A 16,696-nucleotide genomic window follows, 5' to 3' on the forward strand; every position below is an offset into this window, starting at 1 on the left:
GGGGATTCGGGATTGGGGATTCGCCAGCCCATGCCGTTTTCCTTTCGCGACCGCTGATTCCGAATCTCGCTATTCCCATTCCCGCTCCACCACCAAGGAACCACGTCATGCTCGAAATGCGCTCTGTCTCCAAGGTCTTCCGTACCGAACAGGTCGAGACGCACGCGTTGCGCTCGCTGGATCTGCATGTGCGCGAGGGCGAATTCGTCGCCGTCACCGGGCCGTCCGGCTCCGGCAAGACCACCTTCCTCAACATCGCCGGGCTGCTGGAGACCTTCACCAGCGGCCAGTACGTGCTCGATGGCCAGGACGTCAGCAACCTCAACGACGACGCGCGCTCGCGCATGCGCAACCAGAAGATCGGTTTCATCTTCCAGGGCTTCAACCTGATCCCCGATCTCAACCTGTTCGACAACGTCGATGTGCCGCTGCGCTACCGCGGCATGGCCGCGGCCGAGCGCAAGCAGCGCATCGAAGAGGCGCTGGGCAGGGTCGGGCTGGGTTCGCGGATGAAGCACTACCCGTCCGAGCTGTCCGGCGGCCAGCAACAGCGTGCGGCGATCGCGCGTGCGCTGGCCGGCAGCCCACGCCTGCTGCTGGCCGACGAGCCGACCGGCAACCTGGATTCGCAGATGGCGCGCGGGGTGATGGAGCTGCTGGAAGAGATCAACGCGCAGGGCTCGACCATCGTCATGGTCACCCACGATCCGGAACTGGCCGCGCGCGCGCAGCGCAACGTGCACATCGTCGACGGCCAGGCCACCGACCTGCAGCGCGAGCCGGTGCTGGGGCGCAGTGTCAGCAACGCAGCGGCCAATGACTGACCGCTGACGACACCGCAACGACAGGGGACGACGGCATGCTCGGCTACTACCTGCATCTCGCACTGCGCAGCCTGCGCCGCAGCCCGGTGTTGACCGCGTTGATGGTGCTGTCCATCGCCGTCGGCATCGGCGCGGCGATGACCACGCTGACGGTGATGCGGCTGTTGTCCGGCGATCCCTTGCCCGGGCACAGCCAGCGCATCTTCTATCCTCAGCTCGATCCTCGCCCTGCCGGCAGCACCGGCCGGCAGCCGTTCGACAAGCTCGACTATCCCAGCGCGATGGATCTGTGGAAGACCGGGCGTGCCGATCGCCAGGCCATCGTGGCCGAGAGCCAGATCAAGCTGCGCGCGCCCGAACGCGAAGGCCCCGCGTTCATGGCGCAGATGCTGTCCACCCAGGCCGATTTCTTTCCGATGTTCCAGGTGCCGTTCGCCTACGGCAGCGGCTGGCGCGCGCGGGACGACCAGGACCGCGCGCGGGTGGTGGTGATCTCGGCCGATCTCAATAACACGTTGTTCGAAGGCCGCAACAGCGTCGGGCAGAGCCTGCTGGTACGCGGCAATGCGGTGCGCATCGTCGGCGTGCTGGCGCCCTGGCGGCCATCGCCGCAGTTCTACACGCTGGCCGGCGGCAGCTTCGCCCATGGCGATACCGGCAGCTTCTACGGCAAGCCGCAGGACGTGTTCGCGCCGCTGTCCACCAGCCTGGAGATCAACGACGGCCACATCGAGCCGTGGACCTGCTTCGGCACGCCGGCCCAGCCGCTGGATCTGCGCAGCGCGCCATGCGTGTGGGTGCAGTTGTGGGTGCAGTTGGATACGCCGGCCAAGGTGGCCGACTACCGCCGCCTGCTGGCCGACTACGCCGCCCAGCAGCGCGCGGCCGGACGCATCGGCCGCGCGGACACCGCGCACCTGCTGTCCTTGCCGCAATGGCTGGACCACAACCGCGTGGTGCCCGGCGACGTGCGCCTGCAGAGCTGGCTGGCCGTGGCGTTTCTGGGCTTGTGCCTGTTCAACAGCGTCGGCCTGCTGCTGGCCAAGTTCCTGCGGCGCGGCGGCGAGATCGGCGTGCGCCGCGCGCTGGGCGCGTCCCGCCACGCGATCTTCGCCCAGTGCCTGACCGAAGCCAGCATCATCGGCCTGATCGGCGGCACCGGCGGCTGGCTGCTGACCCTGCTGGGCCTGTGGAGCGTGCGCCAGCAGCCAGCCGCCTACGCCGATCTGGCGCATCTGGACCTGCTGGCCTTCGCCGGCACCTTCGTCCTGGCCGTCGGCTGCAGCGTGGCGGCCGGCCTGTTCCCGGCTTTGCGCGCGAGCCGGATCGCGCCGGCGCTGCAACTCAAGACCCTGTGACCGGGACCATGCCATGATGCAGATCGCCCCCATCCTGCGCGCCCTTTCCCGCCACCGTATCGCCGCGACGCTGATCGCGCTGGAAGTGGCGCTGGCCTGCGCCGTGCTGTGCAACGCGTTCTTCCTGATCGGCAACCGGCTGGATCTGATGCACCTGGACAGCGGCGTCGACGAAGCCGCGCTGGGGCTGGTGTCCCTGTCCGGCTGCGACGGTTGCAACAACCTCGATCTCAATGCGCGCGTGCTCGATGCCGTGCGCCGCATCCCCGGGGTGCGCGCGGCAGGCACCATCAACACCGTCCCGTTCGCGCCGGCGGTCGGCAACAGCGGCATCTGTCTGGACCAGGCCTGCACCCAGGTCGGCGGCGTGCCGCACTTCTACCTGGCCAGCCCCGGCGCCGTTGCCGCGCTGGGCCTGAAGCCCGACAGCGGCCGCGCGTTCGACGACACCGACTACCAGCCGATCGCGCGTTTCGTCCCGGCGGCGGCCGACGTGTGGATCACCCGCACCCTGGCCACCCACCTGTGGCCGGGCCAGGATCCGCTGGGCCGAGAATTCTGGGCCGGCGGCCACTTTCGCGTGGTCGGCACGCTGCCGCATCTGGCCCGGCCCGATCCCGGCCGCAGCGAGGATGGCGCGATCGGCAGCGACTGGTCGGTGCTGATCCCGGTGCGCGAGGCGGCGCAATCCGGCACCTACGTCCTGCGCGCCGATCCGCGCGAGCTGCCGCGGGTGATCGAACAGGCACGCGCAGCGGTGACGCGCGCCGCGCCCGACGCGGTCCTGGACGGCGAGTACAGCAAGCCGGTGAACGAACTGCGCCAGCGCTATTTCCAGAGCGACCGGGCCATGGCCAAGCTGCTGGTGGCGGTCATCGCCGCGATGCTGCTGGTGACCGCGCTGGGCATCGTCGGCCTGGCCAGTTTCTGGGTGCAGCAACGCACCCGGCAGATCGGCATCCGCCGCGCGTTGGGCGCCACCCGCCGCGACATCCTGCAGCACTTCCACACCGAGAACCTGCTCATCGTCGGCGCCGGCGTGGCGCTGGGCATGCTGCTGGCCTATGCCGGCAATGTCCTGCTGATGCGCTTCTTCGAACTGGACCGGCTGCCGGCCCTCTACCTGCCCGCCGGTGCGGCGCTGCTGTGCGCGCTCGGCCAGTTCGCCGTGCTCGGCCCTGCATTGCGCGCCGCCGCCGTCCCACCCGCCACCGCCACCCGTAGCGCCTGACCCGGAGCCACCCATGTTCGGCTATTACTTCCGCCTCGCCTTGCGCAGCTTCCGCCGCAACAAGGTCCTCACCGCGCTGATGGTGCTGGCCATCGCGCTGGGCATCGGCGCCAGCATGACCACGCTGACCGTGTTCTACGTACTCTCGGGCGATCCGATCCCGCAGAAGAGCGACAAGCTGTTCTACGTGCAGGTGGACGCGCAGCCGAAGGCCGGCTTCCAGCCCGGCGAGGAGCCGGACTTCCAGAACACGCGCTACGACGCCGAAGCGCTGCTGCGCGAGAAGCGGGCCAAGCGACAGGCGCTGATGACCGGCGGGTCGGTGGCGGTGGAACCGCTCAAGAGCGGGCTGAAACCGTTCAAGTCGGAGGTGCGCTTCACCTCGGCGGACTTCTTCCCGATGTTCGACACGCCGTTCCTGTACGGCCATGGCTGGACCGGCACCGAAGACGAGCGCCATGAGCGCGTGGCGGTGATCAGCAAGAAGCTCAACGAAAAGCTGTACGACGGCGCCGACAGCGTCGGCCGCGAACTGCGCATGGACCAGAACACCTTCCGCATCGTCGGCGTGCTGGATACGTGGGAGCCCAATCCGCGCTTCTACGACCTCACCAACACCTACGGCTCGGACGAGCAGGCCTACCTGCCGTTCTCGGTGGCGATGGACCTGAAGATGGACCGCAACGGCAGCATGAACTGCTTCGGCGACAACGGCGGCGACCAGACCGGGCTGAACGCCCCCTGCTCCTGGATCCAGTACTGGGCGGAACTGGAGAGCCCGGCGCAGGCCGCCGAGTACAAGGCCTACCTGGAAAATTATTCCAACCAGCAGCGGGCCGCCGGCCGCTTCCAGCGCCCGAACAACGTGCGCCTGCGCAACGTGATGCAGTGGCTGGACCACAACGAAGTGGTGCCGGGCGACGTGCGCCTGCAGCTGTGGCTGGCGATGGGCTTCCTGCTGGTGTGCCTGCTCAACACCGTGGGCCTGTTGCTGGCCAAGTTCCTGCGCCGCAGCGGCGAGATCGGCGTGCGCCGCGCGCTGGGCGCCTCGCGCCGCGCGATCTTCGCGCAATGCCTGGTGGAGGCCGGCACCATCGGCCTGGCCGGCGGCATCGCCGGTCTCGGCCTGGCCGTGCTCGGACTGTGGGCGGTCCGCCAGCAACCCACCGGCTACGCCAAGCTGGCCCACCTCGATCCCAGCATGCTCGCGCTGACCTTCGCCCTGGCCCTGGTCGCCAGCCTGCTGGCGGGCCTGCTGCCGTCGTGGCGCGCGATCCAGGTCGCGCCGGCGCTGCAACTCAAATCGTCCTGACCCCCACGCCCGCCGCACGGCGACGGGCAGACCGCCAACGAAGGTCCCTCACAAGGTTACCGCCATGGACATCCGCCCCATTCTTTCCACCCTGCGCCGGCACAAGACCGCCGCCGCGCTGATCGTGCTCGAGATCGCGCTGGCCTGCGCGATCGTGTGCAACGCCCTGTTCCTGATCGGCAACCGCATCGAGACCCTGCACCGGCCCAGCGGCATCGCCGAATCGGAACTGGTGACGATCTCGCTGGGCGGCATCGGCCAGCAGGTCAACGCCGCCGCGCGGACCCGCGAGGACCTGGCCGCGTTGCGCGCCGTACCCGGCGTGCGCAGCGCGACCCTGCTCAACCAGGTGCCGTTCGTGCACTACTCCTGGAACACCAGCCTGGCGCTGACCCCGGACCAGGAGCGTCCCACCCTCAACGCGGCGCAGTACATGGCCGAGGAAGGCACGCTGCGGACCTTGGGATTGCAGCTGGCGGCAGGACGCGACTTCGCGCCCGACGAATACCTGGATCTGGAAACCGCACAAACCGACAAGACAGTGCAGAAAAAGGGCACCGCGGTGATCCTCAACCGCGCCACCGCGGAAAAGATGTTCCCCGGGCAGAACGCCCTGGGCAAGACGGTCTATACCGGGCCGTTTCCCCTGCGCGTGGTCGGCATCGTCGACACGCTGGCGCGGCCGACCGCGACCAGCGGCCTGGCCGAAATCAACTACGCGATGCTGCTGCCGTTGCGCCTGAACTACACCGACGGCCTGTACGTGCTGCGGGTCACCGATCCGACGCGGCGCCAGGAAGTGCTGGCCTCGGCGACGGCGGCGCTGATGAAGGTGGACAACAGCCGCCTGGTGCTGAAGCAGCAGACCTACGCCGAGATCCGCGACGCCTATTTCCAGGGCGACCGCGCGATGGTGTGGCTGCTCGGGGCGGTGTGCATCGCGTTGCTGATCGTGACCGCGCTGGGCATCGTCGGCCTGGCCAGCTTCTGGGTGCAGCAGCGCACCAAGCAGATCGGCATCCGCCGCGCGCTCGGCGCCACCCGCGGGCAGATCCTGCGCTACTTCCAGACCGAGAACTTCCTGCTCGCCAGCACCGGCATCGTGCTCGGCATGCTGCTGGCGTATGCGATCAACCAGTGGCTGATGGGCAAGTACGAACTGCCGCGGCTGCCGCTGTACTACCTGCCGTTCGGCGCGATCACGCTGTGGCTGCTCGGCCAGCTCGCGGTGTTCGCGCCGGCGCGCCGCGCCGCGGCGGTGCCGCCGGCGGTGGCGACGCGCAGCGCTTAAGCGTCCCCTTGGCCGGCGCCATGCCGGCCTTTTTTTCCAGGACTTCGCATGTTCGGCTATTACTGCAAACTGGCACTGCACAGCTTCGGCCGCAACCGGCTGCTCACCGCCTTGATGGTGCTGGCCATCGCGGTCGGCATCGGCGCGTCGATGACCACGCTGACCGTGTTCCACGTGCTGGCCGCCGATCCGATCCCGGGCAAGAGCGCGCAGCTGTTCTACGTGGAGATGAACGTCTATCCGGACGAAAAGTACGAACCCTCCAGCGACGAGCCGCTGCAGCTGACCCGGCGCGATGCCGAGGCGCTGTTGCGCGACAAGCGCGGCGATCGCCAGGCGATGATGTCCGCCGGCGGCGTCACCGTGGTGCCGGTCAAGGCCGAGCAGACCCCCTCCAACGTCGAGGCGCGTTTCACCTCGGCCGACTTCTTCTCGATGTTCGCGGTGCCGATGCGCTACGGCCATGCCTGGAGCGCGGAGGACGACACGCGGCACGCGCGTGTGGTGGTGCTCTCGCGCAAGCTCAACGATCAGTTGTTCGGCGACGTGGACAGCACCGGGCGCGACGTGCAGGTCGGCGAAAACCTGCTTCGCGTCGTCGGCGTGACCGAGGAGTGGAGCATGAACCCGCGCTTCTACGATCTGACCAACACCGAATATGGCGACAGCGAGGACATCTTCATCCCGTTCTCGACCTCGCGCGACCTGAAGATGGGAGCGAGCGGCAGCATGGAATGCTGGGGCAGCAGCAGCGATGGCCAAGACAGCGAGAACGCGCCTTGCGCGTGGCTCCAGTACTGGGTGGAACTCGCCGACGCCGGCAAGCGCGCCGCCTACCGCGATTACCTGGACAGCTACGCGCGCCAGCAACACGATGCCGGCCGTTTCAGCCATCCGGCCGAGGTGCGCCTGAGCGATGTGATGACCTGGCTGGACCGTAATCACGCGGTTCCTGCCGACGTGCGCCTGCAGCTGTGGCTGGCGCTGGTGTTCCTCGGCATCTGCCTGCTCAACACCGTCGGCCTGATGCTGGCCAAGTTCCTGCGCCAGGGCGGCGAAATCGGCGTGCGGCGCGCGCTCGGTGCGTCGCGGCGCGCGATCTTCGCCCAACACCTAGTGGAAGCGGCCATGATCGGCGCGCTTGGCGGCGCGATCGGCCTGCTGTTCGCCTGGATCGGCCTGTGGCTGGTGCGGCAGCAGCCGGCCGACTATGCCGGGCTGGCGCACATGGACGGCAGCATGCTGCTGACCGCACTGGCGCTGACCCTGGGCAGCAGCCTGCTGGCCGGCGCGCTGCCGGCGTGGCAGGCCATGCGCGTGCAGACCGCACTGCAACTCAAGTCGCAGTGACGCGCCGCGCCTCCTCCTTCCCGTCAGGAACGTTCCCGTGCATATCCGCCCCATCCTCTCCAGCTTGCGCAAGCACAAGATCGCCGCATTGCTCATCGTGCTGGAGATCGCCTTCAGCTGCGCTGTGGTATGCAACGCGCTGTTCCTGATCGGAATCCGCCTGCAGAACATCCAGCGCCCCACCGGCGTGGCGGAATCGCAGCTGGTCTACATCAAGGTCGGCAACATCCTCGGGCAAAGCGATGCCGCCGCGCTCACCCGCGAGGACCTGGACGCGCTGCGGCGCATTCCCGGCGTGCGCAACGCCAGCATCATCAACCAGCCGCTGTTCGGCAGCTCGATCGGCGCCAGCGGCGTCTCGCTCGGCCCGGACCAGCAACGCGCCACGCTGAGCGCCACCAACTACTTCGGCGACGCGCAGTTGCTCGACACGCTGGGACTGAAACTGGTGGAAGGCCGGCGCTTCAACGCAGACGAATTTCTCGACTACGCGCACCTGATGGACCCGAACGACAAGGCCGTGGTGCCGTCGGTAATCCTGAGCAAGACCCTCGCCCAGCGCCTGTTTCCCGGGCAGTCGGCGGTCGGAAAGTCGATCTACGTGTACGGCCAGCAACGGGTGGTGGGCGTGGTCGAGCGCCTGGTGCAACCGCGCGACTACGGCTCCGGCATGGACTACGAAAGCGCGATGCTGTTCCCGGTGAACATGCCCTACACCCGCGGCACCTACGTGCTGCGCGTGGATGATCCGGCGCAGCGCGACGCGGTGCAGCAGCAGGCGCGCAAGCTGTTGCTCGCGCACGGGCCGCGCCGCATGATCCGCGACGACCGCAGCGTGTCCCTGGAACAGGCGCGCGCGCACTACTACCGCAACGACCGCGCGATGGCCTGGCTGCTGGTCGGGGTGTGCGCGATGCTGCTGCTGATCACCGCGCTGGGCATCGTCGGCCTGGCCAGCTTCTGGGTGCAGCAGCGCACCAAGCAGATCGGCGTGCGCCGCGCGCTCGGCGCCACCCGCGGCCAGGTACTGCGCTATTTCCAGCTGGAGAACTTCCTGCTCGCCAGCGCCGGGATCGGCCTGGGCATGCTGCTGGCCTATGCCGCCAATCTGTGGCTGATGAACGCCTACGAACTGCCACGGCTGCCGCTGTGGTATCTGCCGGTCGGCGCGCTGGCGCTGTGGCTGCTCGGCCAGCTCGCGGTGCTCGGGCCGGCGCGCCGCGCCACCCGCGTACCGCCGGCGGTGGCCACGCGCAGCGCCTGACGCAGCGCAGACGGCACGCAATCGAGGAGCTTCCGGATGCTGTTCTACTCCCTGACGATGGCCTGGCGCAGTCTGCGGCGCACGCCGATCGCCACCGCCTTGATGGTGCTGGCGATCGGCCTGGGCATCGGCGCGAGCATGACCATGCTGACGGTGCTGCACGTGATGTCGCGCGATCCGTTGCCCAGCAAGAGCCGTACGCTGTACGTCCCGCATCTGGATCCGTTGCCGGCCAACTATCCCGACGACCAGGAATGGGCCGATCCATCCGACAACCTCACCTGGCCCGACGCCATGGCCTTGCTGCACGCGCAGCGCGCGATCCACCAGGCGGCGATCGCCGGCGGTCAGGCGTTGCTGTGGCCGCCGCATGCGGCGACCGCGCCGCTGGACATGAGCGGCCGCTACGCCACCAACGAATTCTTCGCCCTGTTCGGCGTACCGCTGCAACGCGGACATGGCTGGAGCGCGGACGACGACCAGAACCATGCCCGTGTCATCGTGCTGAGCCGCGCGCTGGCCAGCACCCTGTTCGGCGCGCGCGATCCGATCGGCCAGCGGGTGGCGCTCGGCGAACAGCGCATCGGCTTCCAGGTGATCGGCGTGGCCGGGCAATGGAATCCGCAACCGCTGTTCTATGCCGATCCGTACAGCAAGGGCGGCTTCGGTCAGCAGGACGACTTCTTCCTCCCGCTGGCCACCGCGATGGAACTGGGGTTGGACACCAGCGGCAGCGTCAGCAGCTGGGATACGTTCAGCGGCAGCGACCAGGCGCGCCTCAAGGACCCTTCCACCAGTTGGCTGCAGTTCTGGGTGCAGCTGGATACGCCGCAGCAGGTGGCGGCCTACCAGCGCTTCCTTTACGACTACGCAGCGACGCAACATGCCGCTGGACGCTTCCAGCGCCCGCCGCAACGCGCCAGGCTGTACCCGCTGATGGACTGGCTGCGCCACCTGCGCATGGTGCCGGACGACGTCCGCTTGCAGACGCTGCTCGCCCTCGGCTTTCTCTGGGTGTGCCTGGTCAACGTCATCGCCCTGCTGCTGGCCAAGTTTCTGCGCCGCGGCAGCGAGATCGGCGTGCGCCGCGCGCTCGGCGCCCGGCGCGGCCATGTGCTCCTGCAGTTCGGCAGCGAAGCGGTGCTGATCGGGCTGCTCGGCGGCGTTCTGGGAACCGCGATCGCCGAACTGGGCCTGTGGAGCGTGCGCCAGCGCCCGGACGACTATGCCAAGGTCGCGCGGATGGACCCTGAGATGCTGCTGGCCACCGTGGCGCTGGCGGTGGTCGCCGCGCTGCTGGCGGGCCTGTTGCCGGCCTGGCGGGCCAGCCGGATCAACCCCGCCCTGCAGATCAAGGACGTCTGACATGCCCCTGCCGATCCGCCCGATCCTCTCCAGCCTGCAGCACCATCGCCTCACCGCTGCGCTGCTGACCCTGCAGGTCGCGCTGACCTGCGCCTTCGTCGCCAACGCCGTATTCCTGATCGGCGGCCGGATCGAGCGTCTGCAGACCCCGAGCGGCCTGCCAGAGGACGAACTGGCGCTGATCTCGGTGCGCGGCCTGCAGGGCGGCGACGCTGCGCAGGCCCAGCAGCAGGCCGACCTGCTGGCGCTGCGCCGCATTCCCGGGGTCAAGGCGGCGGCCGCGATCGGGTTCAGCACGCCGTTGTCCGGCGGCTCCAACGACTACGGCGGCTGCGCCGATCGGCAGGCACTGGAACGCGCGACCGCGCAGCGATCGATGGACGGGGCTGGTTGTGTCCAGGCCACCTATTACTCCGGTTCGCCCGGCTTCGTGCAGGCGATGGGCGCGCACCTGATCGCCGGCCGCGATTTCCGTGCCGACGACTACTCCACCGCCTCGCCCAGCGCGCTGATCGTGACCCGGGCGCTGGCGCAACAGCTGTGGCCGGACCAGCCGGCCGTCGGCAAGACGCTCTACGGCGACAATCAGAGCACCGTGGTCGGCGTGGTCGACGACCTGCTGCGCCCGATGCTGCGCAGCGCCGCGGTCGATCGCCTGGTCGCGCTGTCGCCGCAGCGTCCCAGCGGCGCGCAGACGCAATACCTGCTGCGCAGCGCCCCGCAGGACCGCGACCGGGTGCTGGCCGCCGCCGCAGCCACACTGGCCAAGGCCGGCCCGCTGCGGTTGATTCCGGACGCGGGGCGGCGCAGTTTCGCGCAGGTGCGGCAACACTATTTTCAGCGCGATGCCACCATGATCGGGCTGCTGCTCGCCGCGACCAGCGGCCTGCTGTTCGTCACCGCCCTGGGCATTGGCGGACTGGCCAGCTTCTGGGTCCAGCAGCGCACGCGTCAGATCGGCATCCGCCGCGCCATCGGCGCGACCCGGCGCGACATCCTGCGCTATTTCCAGACCGAGAACCTGTTGATCGTGGGCAACGGCAGCGTGCTGGGCATGGCGCTGGCGGTGCTGCTCAACCAGGCGCTGATGCAGCACTACGAGCTGGCGCGTCTGCCGCTGGGCTACCTGCCGGCGGCGGCCGTGGCCTTGCTTGCGCTCGGCCAGCTGGCGGTGCTGTGGCCGGCGCAGCGCGCCGCCGCGGTGCCGCCCGCGGTCGCCACGCGCAGCGCCTGAGCGGGTGTTGCGGATGCTGGATCGCCTGCTGATCTCGCTACGCAGTCACCTGCTGCTGGCGACGCTGATCGTGCTGCAGATGGCGCTCGCCTATCCGGTGCTGCTCGCCCTGGGCACGCTGGCGTCCCAGGCGCATGCGCGGATGCACGCCGCCAGCGGCATCGACGACGACGCGCATCTGCTGACGCTGCGGCTCAGCGGCCGCGTGTCCGCCGCGCAGGCGCAGCACGATGCGGCGGCATTGCGCGCGATTCCCGGCGTCCTGCACGTGGCGGCGATCAATCAGCTGCCGTTCGGCCCCGAGCACTGGAGCACGCTGATGGGACCGCGCGCCGACGGCGCCGGCGGACAGTTCCGCGTGACCACCTACCTCGGCGGTCCCGGAATGGTGACGGCGCTGGGCCTGCGCCTGCAGCGCGGCCGCGATTTCGCCAGCGACGAGTACCGCGACCTCACCTCGCCCACCGCGCTGGACCTGGCGCAGCGGGTGATCCTGACCCAGTCGCTGGCATCGCGGTTGTTCCCCGGCCGCGACGCCGTGGGACAGGCGGTGTATCTGGGCAGCCGGGCGCCGGCGCGCGTGGTCGGCATCGTCGAGCGCCTGCGCGCGCCGGGTGCCGGCGACGAGGGCGAGAGCCAGGACGGCGCCATTCTGGCGCTGCGTCTGCAGGACGACAGCGACGCGCTGTACGTGCTGCGCGTCGCCCAGGGCGATCCGACGGGCGTCCGCGCTGACCTGGAGGCGCATGCGCGGCGGATCGCGGCAGGACGCGTCTACGACCTCGGCAGCGCCGGCGAACTGCGCCTGCGGCAACGGCACCTGCATCGCCAACGGCTGATGCTGCTGGCTGCAGGCGCAGCGCTGTGGCTGCTGGCCACGACCGCGACGGTCTACGCCATCAGCGAGCTGATGGTGCGCAAGCGTCACCGGCAGATCGCGTTGCGCCGCGCGCTGGGCGCGCGTGCGGCGCAGATCCGCCGCCAGCTGCATCACGAGAACCTGCTGCTGTGCGGCCTGGGCGTGGCCATCGGCAGCGGCGTCGCCGCGCTGCTGCGCCGGATCCTGCCGGATGTCGCAGCGCTGTCGCCGCCGCCGCTGTCGGCGCTGTGCATCGCATCGCTGTTGCTGGTCGCCGGCTGGCTGGCGATGCGCGGACCGGCGGTGCGCGCGGCGCGACTGTCGCCTGCGGCGTATCGGTGATGCGCATGCCCGTGGTCGCCATATCGCGTGCGCATGCCCCGGCATCGACCGCATGCCGACGGTCGTCGGCGCACACGACAAGCCGCAGCGGGACTGCGATGATGCCGTTTCGTCCGGCGGTCGCCCGTTCCGCCCAAGCCATCCGACAAGGTTTCCGATGCCCTGCATCCTGATCATCGACGACAACCCCGCCGTCGCCACCGCACTGGAAGTGCTGTTCTCGCTGCACGACATCGAGACCGTGCATGCCGACAGCCCGGATGCCGGACTGCAACGCCTGGCCGAGGGCGATATCGACTTGGTGCTGCAGGACATGAACTTCACCGCCGATACCACCTCGGGCGAGGAAGGCGTGGCGTTGTTCGATGCGATCCGCGCGCGCCACCCGGACCTGCCGGTGATCCTGCTGACCGCCTGGACCCAGCTCAGCAGCGCGGTGGAACTGGTCAAGGCCGGCGCCGCCGACTACCTGGCCAAACCCTGGGACGACCGCAAGCTGCTGACCACGGTCAACAACCTGCTGGAACTGTCCGAAGCGCGGCGCGAACTGGAACGGCGCCGCGACGGCGAACGCCGCCATCGCCAGCAGCTGGCGCAGCGCTACGACCTGCGCGGCGCGGTGTTCGCCGATCCGGCCAGCGAGCGCGCCATCGCCCTGGCCTGCCAGGTCGCACGCTCGGAACTGCCGGTGCTGATCACCGGCCCCAACGGCAGCGGCAAGGAGAAGATCGCCGAGATCGTGCAGGCCAATTCGCCGATGCGGCAGGGCCCGTTCGTGGCGCTGAACTGCGGCGCGATTCCGGCCGAGCTGATCGAAGCCGAATTGTTCGGCGCCGAGGCCGGCGCCTATACCGGCGCCAACAAGGTGCGCGAAGGCAAGTTCGAAGCCGCCGACGGCGGCACCCTGTTCCTGGACGAAATCGGCAACCTGTCGCTGGCCGGGCAGATGAAACTGCTGCGCGTGCTGGAGACCGGGCGCTTCGAGCGACTGGGCTCCAACCGCGAGCGCCAGGTCAAGGTGCGGGTGATCAGCGCCACCAATGCCGACCTGACCGCGATGATCCGCGAAGGCACGTTCCGCGAGGATCTGTACTACCGGCTCAACGCGGTGGAGCTGTCGCTGCCGGCGCTGGCCGACCGGCCCGGCGACATCCTGCCGCTGGCCGAGCACTTCCTGTCCGGCGCCAAGGCGCTGTCCGCTGGCGCCGCCCAGGCGCTGCAGCGACACGCCTGGCCCGGCAACGTGCGCGAGCTGCGCAACGTCGTCCAGCGCGCCGAACTGCTGGCCGGCGGCCGCTCGATCGAGGCCACCGACCTCAACCTGCCCAAGCCGGCCGCGCAGCGTCCCGCCGCCGGCGCCGAACCGGACCGCGAGCGCATCGTCGCGGTGCTCGGCCGCGCCAACGGCGTCATCGCCCAGGCCGCGGCCGAACTAGGCATGAGCCGGCAAGCGCTGTACCGGCGCATGGACCGCTACGGAATCCCGCGCGAATGAAACTGCGCCGCTCCTTCACCGTTGGCCTGTTCCTGCGCCTGTTGCCGGTGCTGGCGCTGGCCGCGGCGATGCCGTGGCTGCTGGCGTACTGGATGGACCGCGGCTGGGAAGTGGTGACCTTCTCGGCGCTGTCGCTGCTGGCGCTGATGTGGTGGACGCTGCGTCGCGCCACCGCGCCGATGCGCTCGCTGTTCCGCGCCTTGGCCGGTACCGTCAGCAGTTACCGCGACGGCGAATACAACTTCGGCGTGCACTGGCGCGGCGACGACGAACTGGGCGAGATGGTCGCCGCGCACCGGCAGCTGGGCGAGATCCTGCGCGAGCAACGCCAGGGCCTGGCGCAGCGCGAGCTGATGCTCGACACCATGGTGCAGAACACCCCGGTGGCGATGTTGCTGACCTCCAACGGCGGCGACGGCCTGCGCCGCGTGGTGTTCTCCAACCTGGCCGCGCGCAAGCTGCTGCACGGCGGCTGGAAACTGGAAGGCCAGCGCCTGGACGACCTGCTGCTGGGCATGCCGCCGGCGCTGCGCGAGGCGGTGGCGCGCGGCGGCGACAGCCTGTTCACCATCGACGACGACGAGGATCCGGAAGAAGAGCAGGTCTACCATCTGTCGCGGCGCCGCTTCCGGCTCAACGGCCGCCCGCACGAACTGCTGCTGATCCGCCTGCTCACCGCCGAACTGCGCCGCCAGGAAGTGCACACATGGAAGAAGGTGATCCGGGTGATCAGCCACGAATTGAACAACTCGTTGGCACCGATCGCCTCGCTGGCGCACTCCGGCGCCGAGTTGGTGCGGCGGCAGAAGGTGGAGCGGCTGGAGGAAGTGTTCGGCACCATCGAGGAGCGCGCGCGGCACCTGGAAGGCTTCATCCGCGGCTACGCGCGCTTCGCCAAGCTGCCGCAGCCGCAGTTGCAGACCGTGCACTGGGCGCAGTTCCTGGGCGGGCTGCAGCAGCAGATTCCCTTCGCGCTGGAACTGGAGGCGCCCGACCTGCACAGCCGGGTCGATCCGGCGCAGCTGCAGCAGGCGCTGCTCAACCTGGTCAAGAACGCGCACGAATCCAGCCCCGAGGGCCAGGCACCGGCCGACAGCGTGCGCATCCGCGTCTCCACCCGCCCCGAATGGCTGCGCATCGAAGTGCTGGACCGCGGCAGCGGCATGAACGAAGCGGTGCTGCACAACGCGCTGATGCCGTTCTATTCGACCAAGCGCAACGGCACCGGCCTGGGCCTGGCGCTGACCCGCGAGATCGTCGAAGCGCACGGCGGCCGCCTGTCGCTGCAGAACCGCGACGAAGGCGGACTGTGCGTGGCGGTGCAGCTGCCGCTGGCCTCGGCGACCTAACGCCTCGCGCCCCCTGTAGGAGCGGCTTCAGCCGCGACAGACACTTCGGCAGCACCTGTCGCGGCTGAAGCCGCTCCTACAGGATTCGCATCAATCCGTCAGCGTCTCCATTCGCGTACCGCGACGTTCCGACGATGCGCGGCGTCACCAGCGTCGGCGGTGCCGATCATGGACTGGCGGCAGTCGCATCGACGTGGCAGCAGCTGTCGCTGGCGTCGGCATTGCGGCCACTTCGTCCTTCTGTCGCGGCTGAAGCCGCTCCTACAACATGCGCCATGCTCTTGTAGGAGCGGCTTCAGCCGCGACAGGAAAACGACACACCATCGCCACGCGCAACATGCAGCTTCCGCAATGAAGTTATTAGAGGTGGCCTGAAGTCGTTCCCACAAATTCCCTCACTGCGCTGCACGCTGCAGATCCACCGCTGCAGCACCCATCTCACTCGCGCACAGTGCCGCTCTCGACGATGCGCGGCGCGCCCAGCGCGCCGCACGCATCGTCGGCTCCTGTGGTGGCCGTCGCCGGAATCGCGCCGTAGTAACCGGCGCCGACCGTGTTGTCGACGAAGCGCCCGCCCTGCGATGGGCATTCGCCCTGCTCCGGATCGAACCAGTCGGAGAACGCGGCGTACTTGCCGGCGCGCACGAAGCGGTTGCCGCGCACCTGGGTATCGTCGGACGCATCGCGGGTGCGCACCACGTCGCCGTTGACGTCGGTGAAGCTGTTGTTCTCGACGGTATTGCCGGTCGACTGCCGCGCCAGATACAGCGCATGGATGTAGCCGGAGGTTTCCTTGCTGTTCTCGATCGCACTGAACTGGTTGTCGGCGATCACGTTGTCGCGCGAGTTCTGCAGGCGGATCGCCGCATACGAATACGCCGGATCGCCCTGGCCATGGATGCCGCCGATGCGGACAAAGCGCATGCCGCGGATCTCGTTGCCGGCGTTGCCGTCCGCGGCCGCGTTGCTGCTGCCCAGATCCATCGCCATCCAGTAGTCGCTGACCTCCAGGCCGACGAACTGCAGCTGGGTGCGCTGGTTGCCGCCGCCACGCAGGGTGAACCAGGTGCCGCCACCGCCGCCGTCGAAATGCGGCATCGTGCTCGCGCCGGAGGCGGCGACGATGCGCAGCGGCGCGCCGTTGCGGAACGTCCAGCGCACCGACTGGCCCAGATAGGTGCCGGGCGCGACCACGATCTCCACCGCGGCCGGCGGCGGTTGCGCCAGCAGCCGTTGCTGCGCGGCGCTCAGCGTCTTCAACGCGGTCTCGGCGCTGGTTCCGGCCGCGGCATCGTCGCCATCGGGTGCCAGGTACAGACGGAAGGTCTGCGCGTGCACGCCGCTCGCCGCCGCCAGCAGCAGCAAGACCCACCAGCGCATGCGTCGTACCGACATCGAACACCTCCATGCAGCGTTGCGACG

13 protein-coding genes are annotated in these 16,696 nt (G+C 69.2%); 12 read left to right on the plus strand and 1 reads right to left on the minus strand.

The genetic code is table 11. The annotated features are described in order from the left end of the window. Positions 1-107: 107 nt before the first annotated feature. From AB3X08_RS18845 to AB3X08_RS18900, 12 genes are all read left to right on the plus strand, one after another. Positions 108-824, plus strand: a complete 717-nt coding sequence (locus AB3X08_RS18845; RefSeq protein ID WP_369934282.1) for an ABC transporter ATP-binding protein — start codon at positions 108-110, stop codon at positions 822-824. A 35-nt stretch (positions 825-859) separates the two neighbouring features. Next, on the plus strand, positions 860-2,182 hold the full coding sequence (locus AB3X08_RS18850) for an ABC transporter permease (RefSeq protein ID WP_369934283.1): 1,323 nt from the start codon (positions 860-862) through the stop codon (positions 2,180-2,182). Between the two features lie 16 nt (positions 2,183-2,198). Beyond that, the gene (locus AB3X08_RS18855; protein WP_369938579.1) at positions 2,199-3,413 is read left to right on the plus strand and encodes an ABC transporter permease; all 1,215 of its coding nucleotides are present in this window, start codon (positions 2,199-2,201) and stop codon (positions 3,411-3,413) included. Between the two features lie 13 nt (positions 3,414-3,426). Continuing rightward, positions 3,427-4,725, plus strand: a complete 1,299-nt coding sequence (locus tag AB3X08_RS18860; RefSeq protein WP_369934285.1) for an ABC transporter permease — start codon at positions 3,427-3,429, stop codon at positions 4,723-4,725. Positions 4,726-4,789: 64 nt separating this feature from the next. After that, positions 4,790-6,016 carry an ABC transporter permease gene (locus AB3X08_RS18865; protein WP_369934287.1) on the plus strand — a complete coding sequence of 409 codons (1,227 nt, stop codon included), beginning with the start codon at positions 4,790-4,792 and terminating at the stop codon, positions 6,014-6,016. A 48-nt stretch (positions 6,017-6,064) separates the two neighbouring features. Beyond that, entirely contained in the window at positions 6,065-7,366 is a 1,302-nt protein-coding gene (locus tag AB3X08_RS18870; protein ID WP_369934289.1) for an ABC transporter permease, read from the plus strand. Between the two features lie 37 nt (positions 7,367-7,403). After that, positions 7,404-8,630 (plus strand): ABC transporter permease, encoded by a 1,227-nt coding sequence (locus tag AB3X08_RS18875; RefSeq protein WP_369934291.1) that lies wholly within the window; start codon positions 7,404-7,406, stop codon positions 8,628-8,630. A gap of 36 nt (positions 8,631-8,666) precedes the next feature. After that, a complete protein-coding gene (locus AB3X08_RS18880) occupies positions 8,667-9,995 on the plus strand; it encodes an ABC transporter permease (RefSeq protein WP_369934293.1) in 1,329 nt (442 codons plus the stop codon). 1 nt (position 9,996) lies between these two features. Then, on the plus strand, positions 9,997-11,229 hold the full coding sequence (locus AB3X08_RS18885) for an ABC transporter permease (RefSeq protein WP_369934295.1): 1,233 nt from the start codon (positions 9,997-9,999) through the stop codon (positions 11,227-11,229). 13 nt (positions 11,230-11,242) lie between these two features. Then, a complete protein-coding gene (locus AB3X08_RS18890; RefSeq protein WP_369934297.1) occupies positions 11,243-12,430 on the plus strand; it encodes an FtsX-like permease family protein in 1,188 nt (395 codons plus the stop codon). A gap of 157 nt (positions 12,431-12,587) precedes the next feature. Next, entirely contained in the window at positions 12,588-13,925 is a 1,338-nt protein-coding gene (locus tag AB3X08_RS18895; protein WP_369934299.1) for a sigma-54-dependent transcriptional regulator, read from the plus strand. Beyond that, entirely contained in the window at positions 13,922-15,274 is a 1,353-nt protein-coding gene (locus AB3X08_RS18900; protein ID WP_369934301.1) for a sensor histidine kinase, read from the plus strand. Before AB3X08_RS18895 ends, AB3X08_RS18900 begins: the two co-directional genes overlap by 4 nt. 438 nt (positions 15,275-15,712) lie before the next feature. On the opposite strand, the gene AB3X08_RS18905 is transcribed toward AB3X08_RS18900, so the two are convergent. Then, entirely contained in the window at positions 15,713-16,669 is a 957-nt protein-coding gene (locus tag AB3X08_RS18905; RefSeq protein WP_369934303.1) for a right-handed parallel beta-helix repeat-containing protein, read from the minus strand. Between the last annotated feature and the right edge of the window lie 27 nt (positions 16,670-16,696).

Source organism: Xanthomonas sp. DAR 34887 (assembly GCF_041245805.1).
In the GTDB taxonomy this organism is placed as follows: domain Bacteria; phylum Pseudomonadota; class Gammaproteobacteria; order Xanthomonadales; family Xanthomonadaceae; genus Xanthomonas_A; species Xanthomonas_A tesorieronis.

What these genes read in the sequence shown, in the direction of transcription:
- AB3X08_RS18885 (WP_369934295.1), top strand. Translation starts at nt 9,997, where the DNA reads ATGCCCCTGCCGATCCGCCCGATCCTCTCCAGCCTGCAGCACCATCGC.
- AB3X08_RS18900 (WP_369934301.1), top strand. Translation starts at nt 13,922, where the DNA reads ATGAAACTGCGCCGCTCCTTCACCGTTGGCCTGTTCCTGCGCCTGTTG.
- AB3X08_RS18860 (WP_369934285.1), top strand. Translation starts at nt 3,427, where the DNA reads ATGTTCGGCTATTACTTCCGCCTCGCCTTGCGCAGCTTCCGCCGCAAC.
- AB3X08_RS18850 (WP_369934283.1), top strand. Translation starts at nt 860, where the DNA reads ATGCTCGGCTACTACCTGCATCTCGCACTGCGCAGCCTGCGCCGCAGC.
- AB3X08_RS18880 (WP_369934293.1), top strand. Translation starts at nt 8,667, where the DNA reads ATGCTGTTCTACTCCCTGACGATGGCCTGGCGCAGTCTGCGGCGCACG.
- AB3X08_RS18865 (WP_369934287.1), top strand. Translation starts at nt 4,790, where the DNA reads ATGGACATCCGCCCCATTCTTTCCACCCTGCGCCGGCACAAGACCGCC.
- AB3X08_RS18845 (WP_369934282.1), top strand. Translation starts at nt 108, where the DNA reads ATGCTCGAAATGCGCTCTGTCTCCAAGGTCTTCCGTACCGAACAGGTC.
- AB3X08_RS18895 (WP_369934299.1), top strand. Translation starts at nt 12,588, where the DNA reads ATGCCCTGCATCCTGATCATCGACGACAACCCCGCCGTCGCCACCGCA.
- AB3X08_RS18855 (WP_369938579.1), top strand. Translation starts at nt 2,199, where the DNA reads ATGCAGATCGCCCCCATCCTGCGCGCCCTTTCCCGCCACCGTATCGCC.
- AB3X08_RS18870 (WP_369934289.1), top strand. Translation starts at nt 6,065, where the DNA reads ATGTTCGGCTATTACTGCAAACTGGCACTGCACAGCTTCGGCCGCAAC.
- AB3X08_RS18890 (WP_369934297.1), top strand. Translation starts at nt 11,243, where the DNA reads ATGCTGGATCGCCTGCTGATCTCGCTACGCAGTCACCTGCTGCTGGCG.
- AB3X08_RS18905 (WP_369934303.1), bottom strand. Translation starts at nt 16,669, where the DNA reads ATGTCGGTACGACGCATGCGCTGGTGGGTCTTGCTGCTGCTGGCGGCG.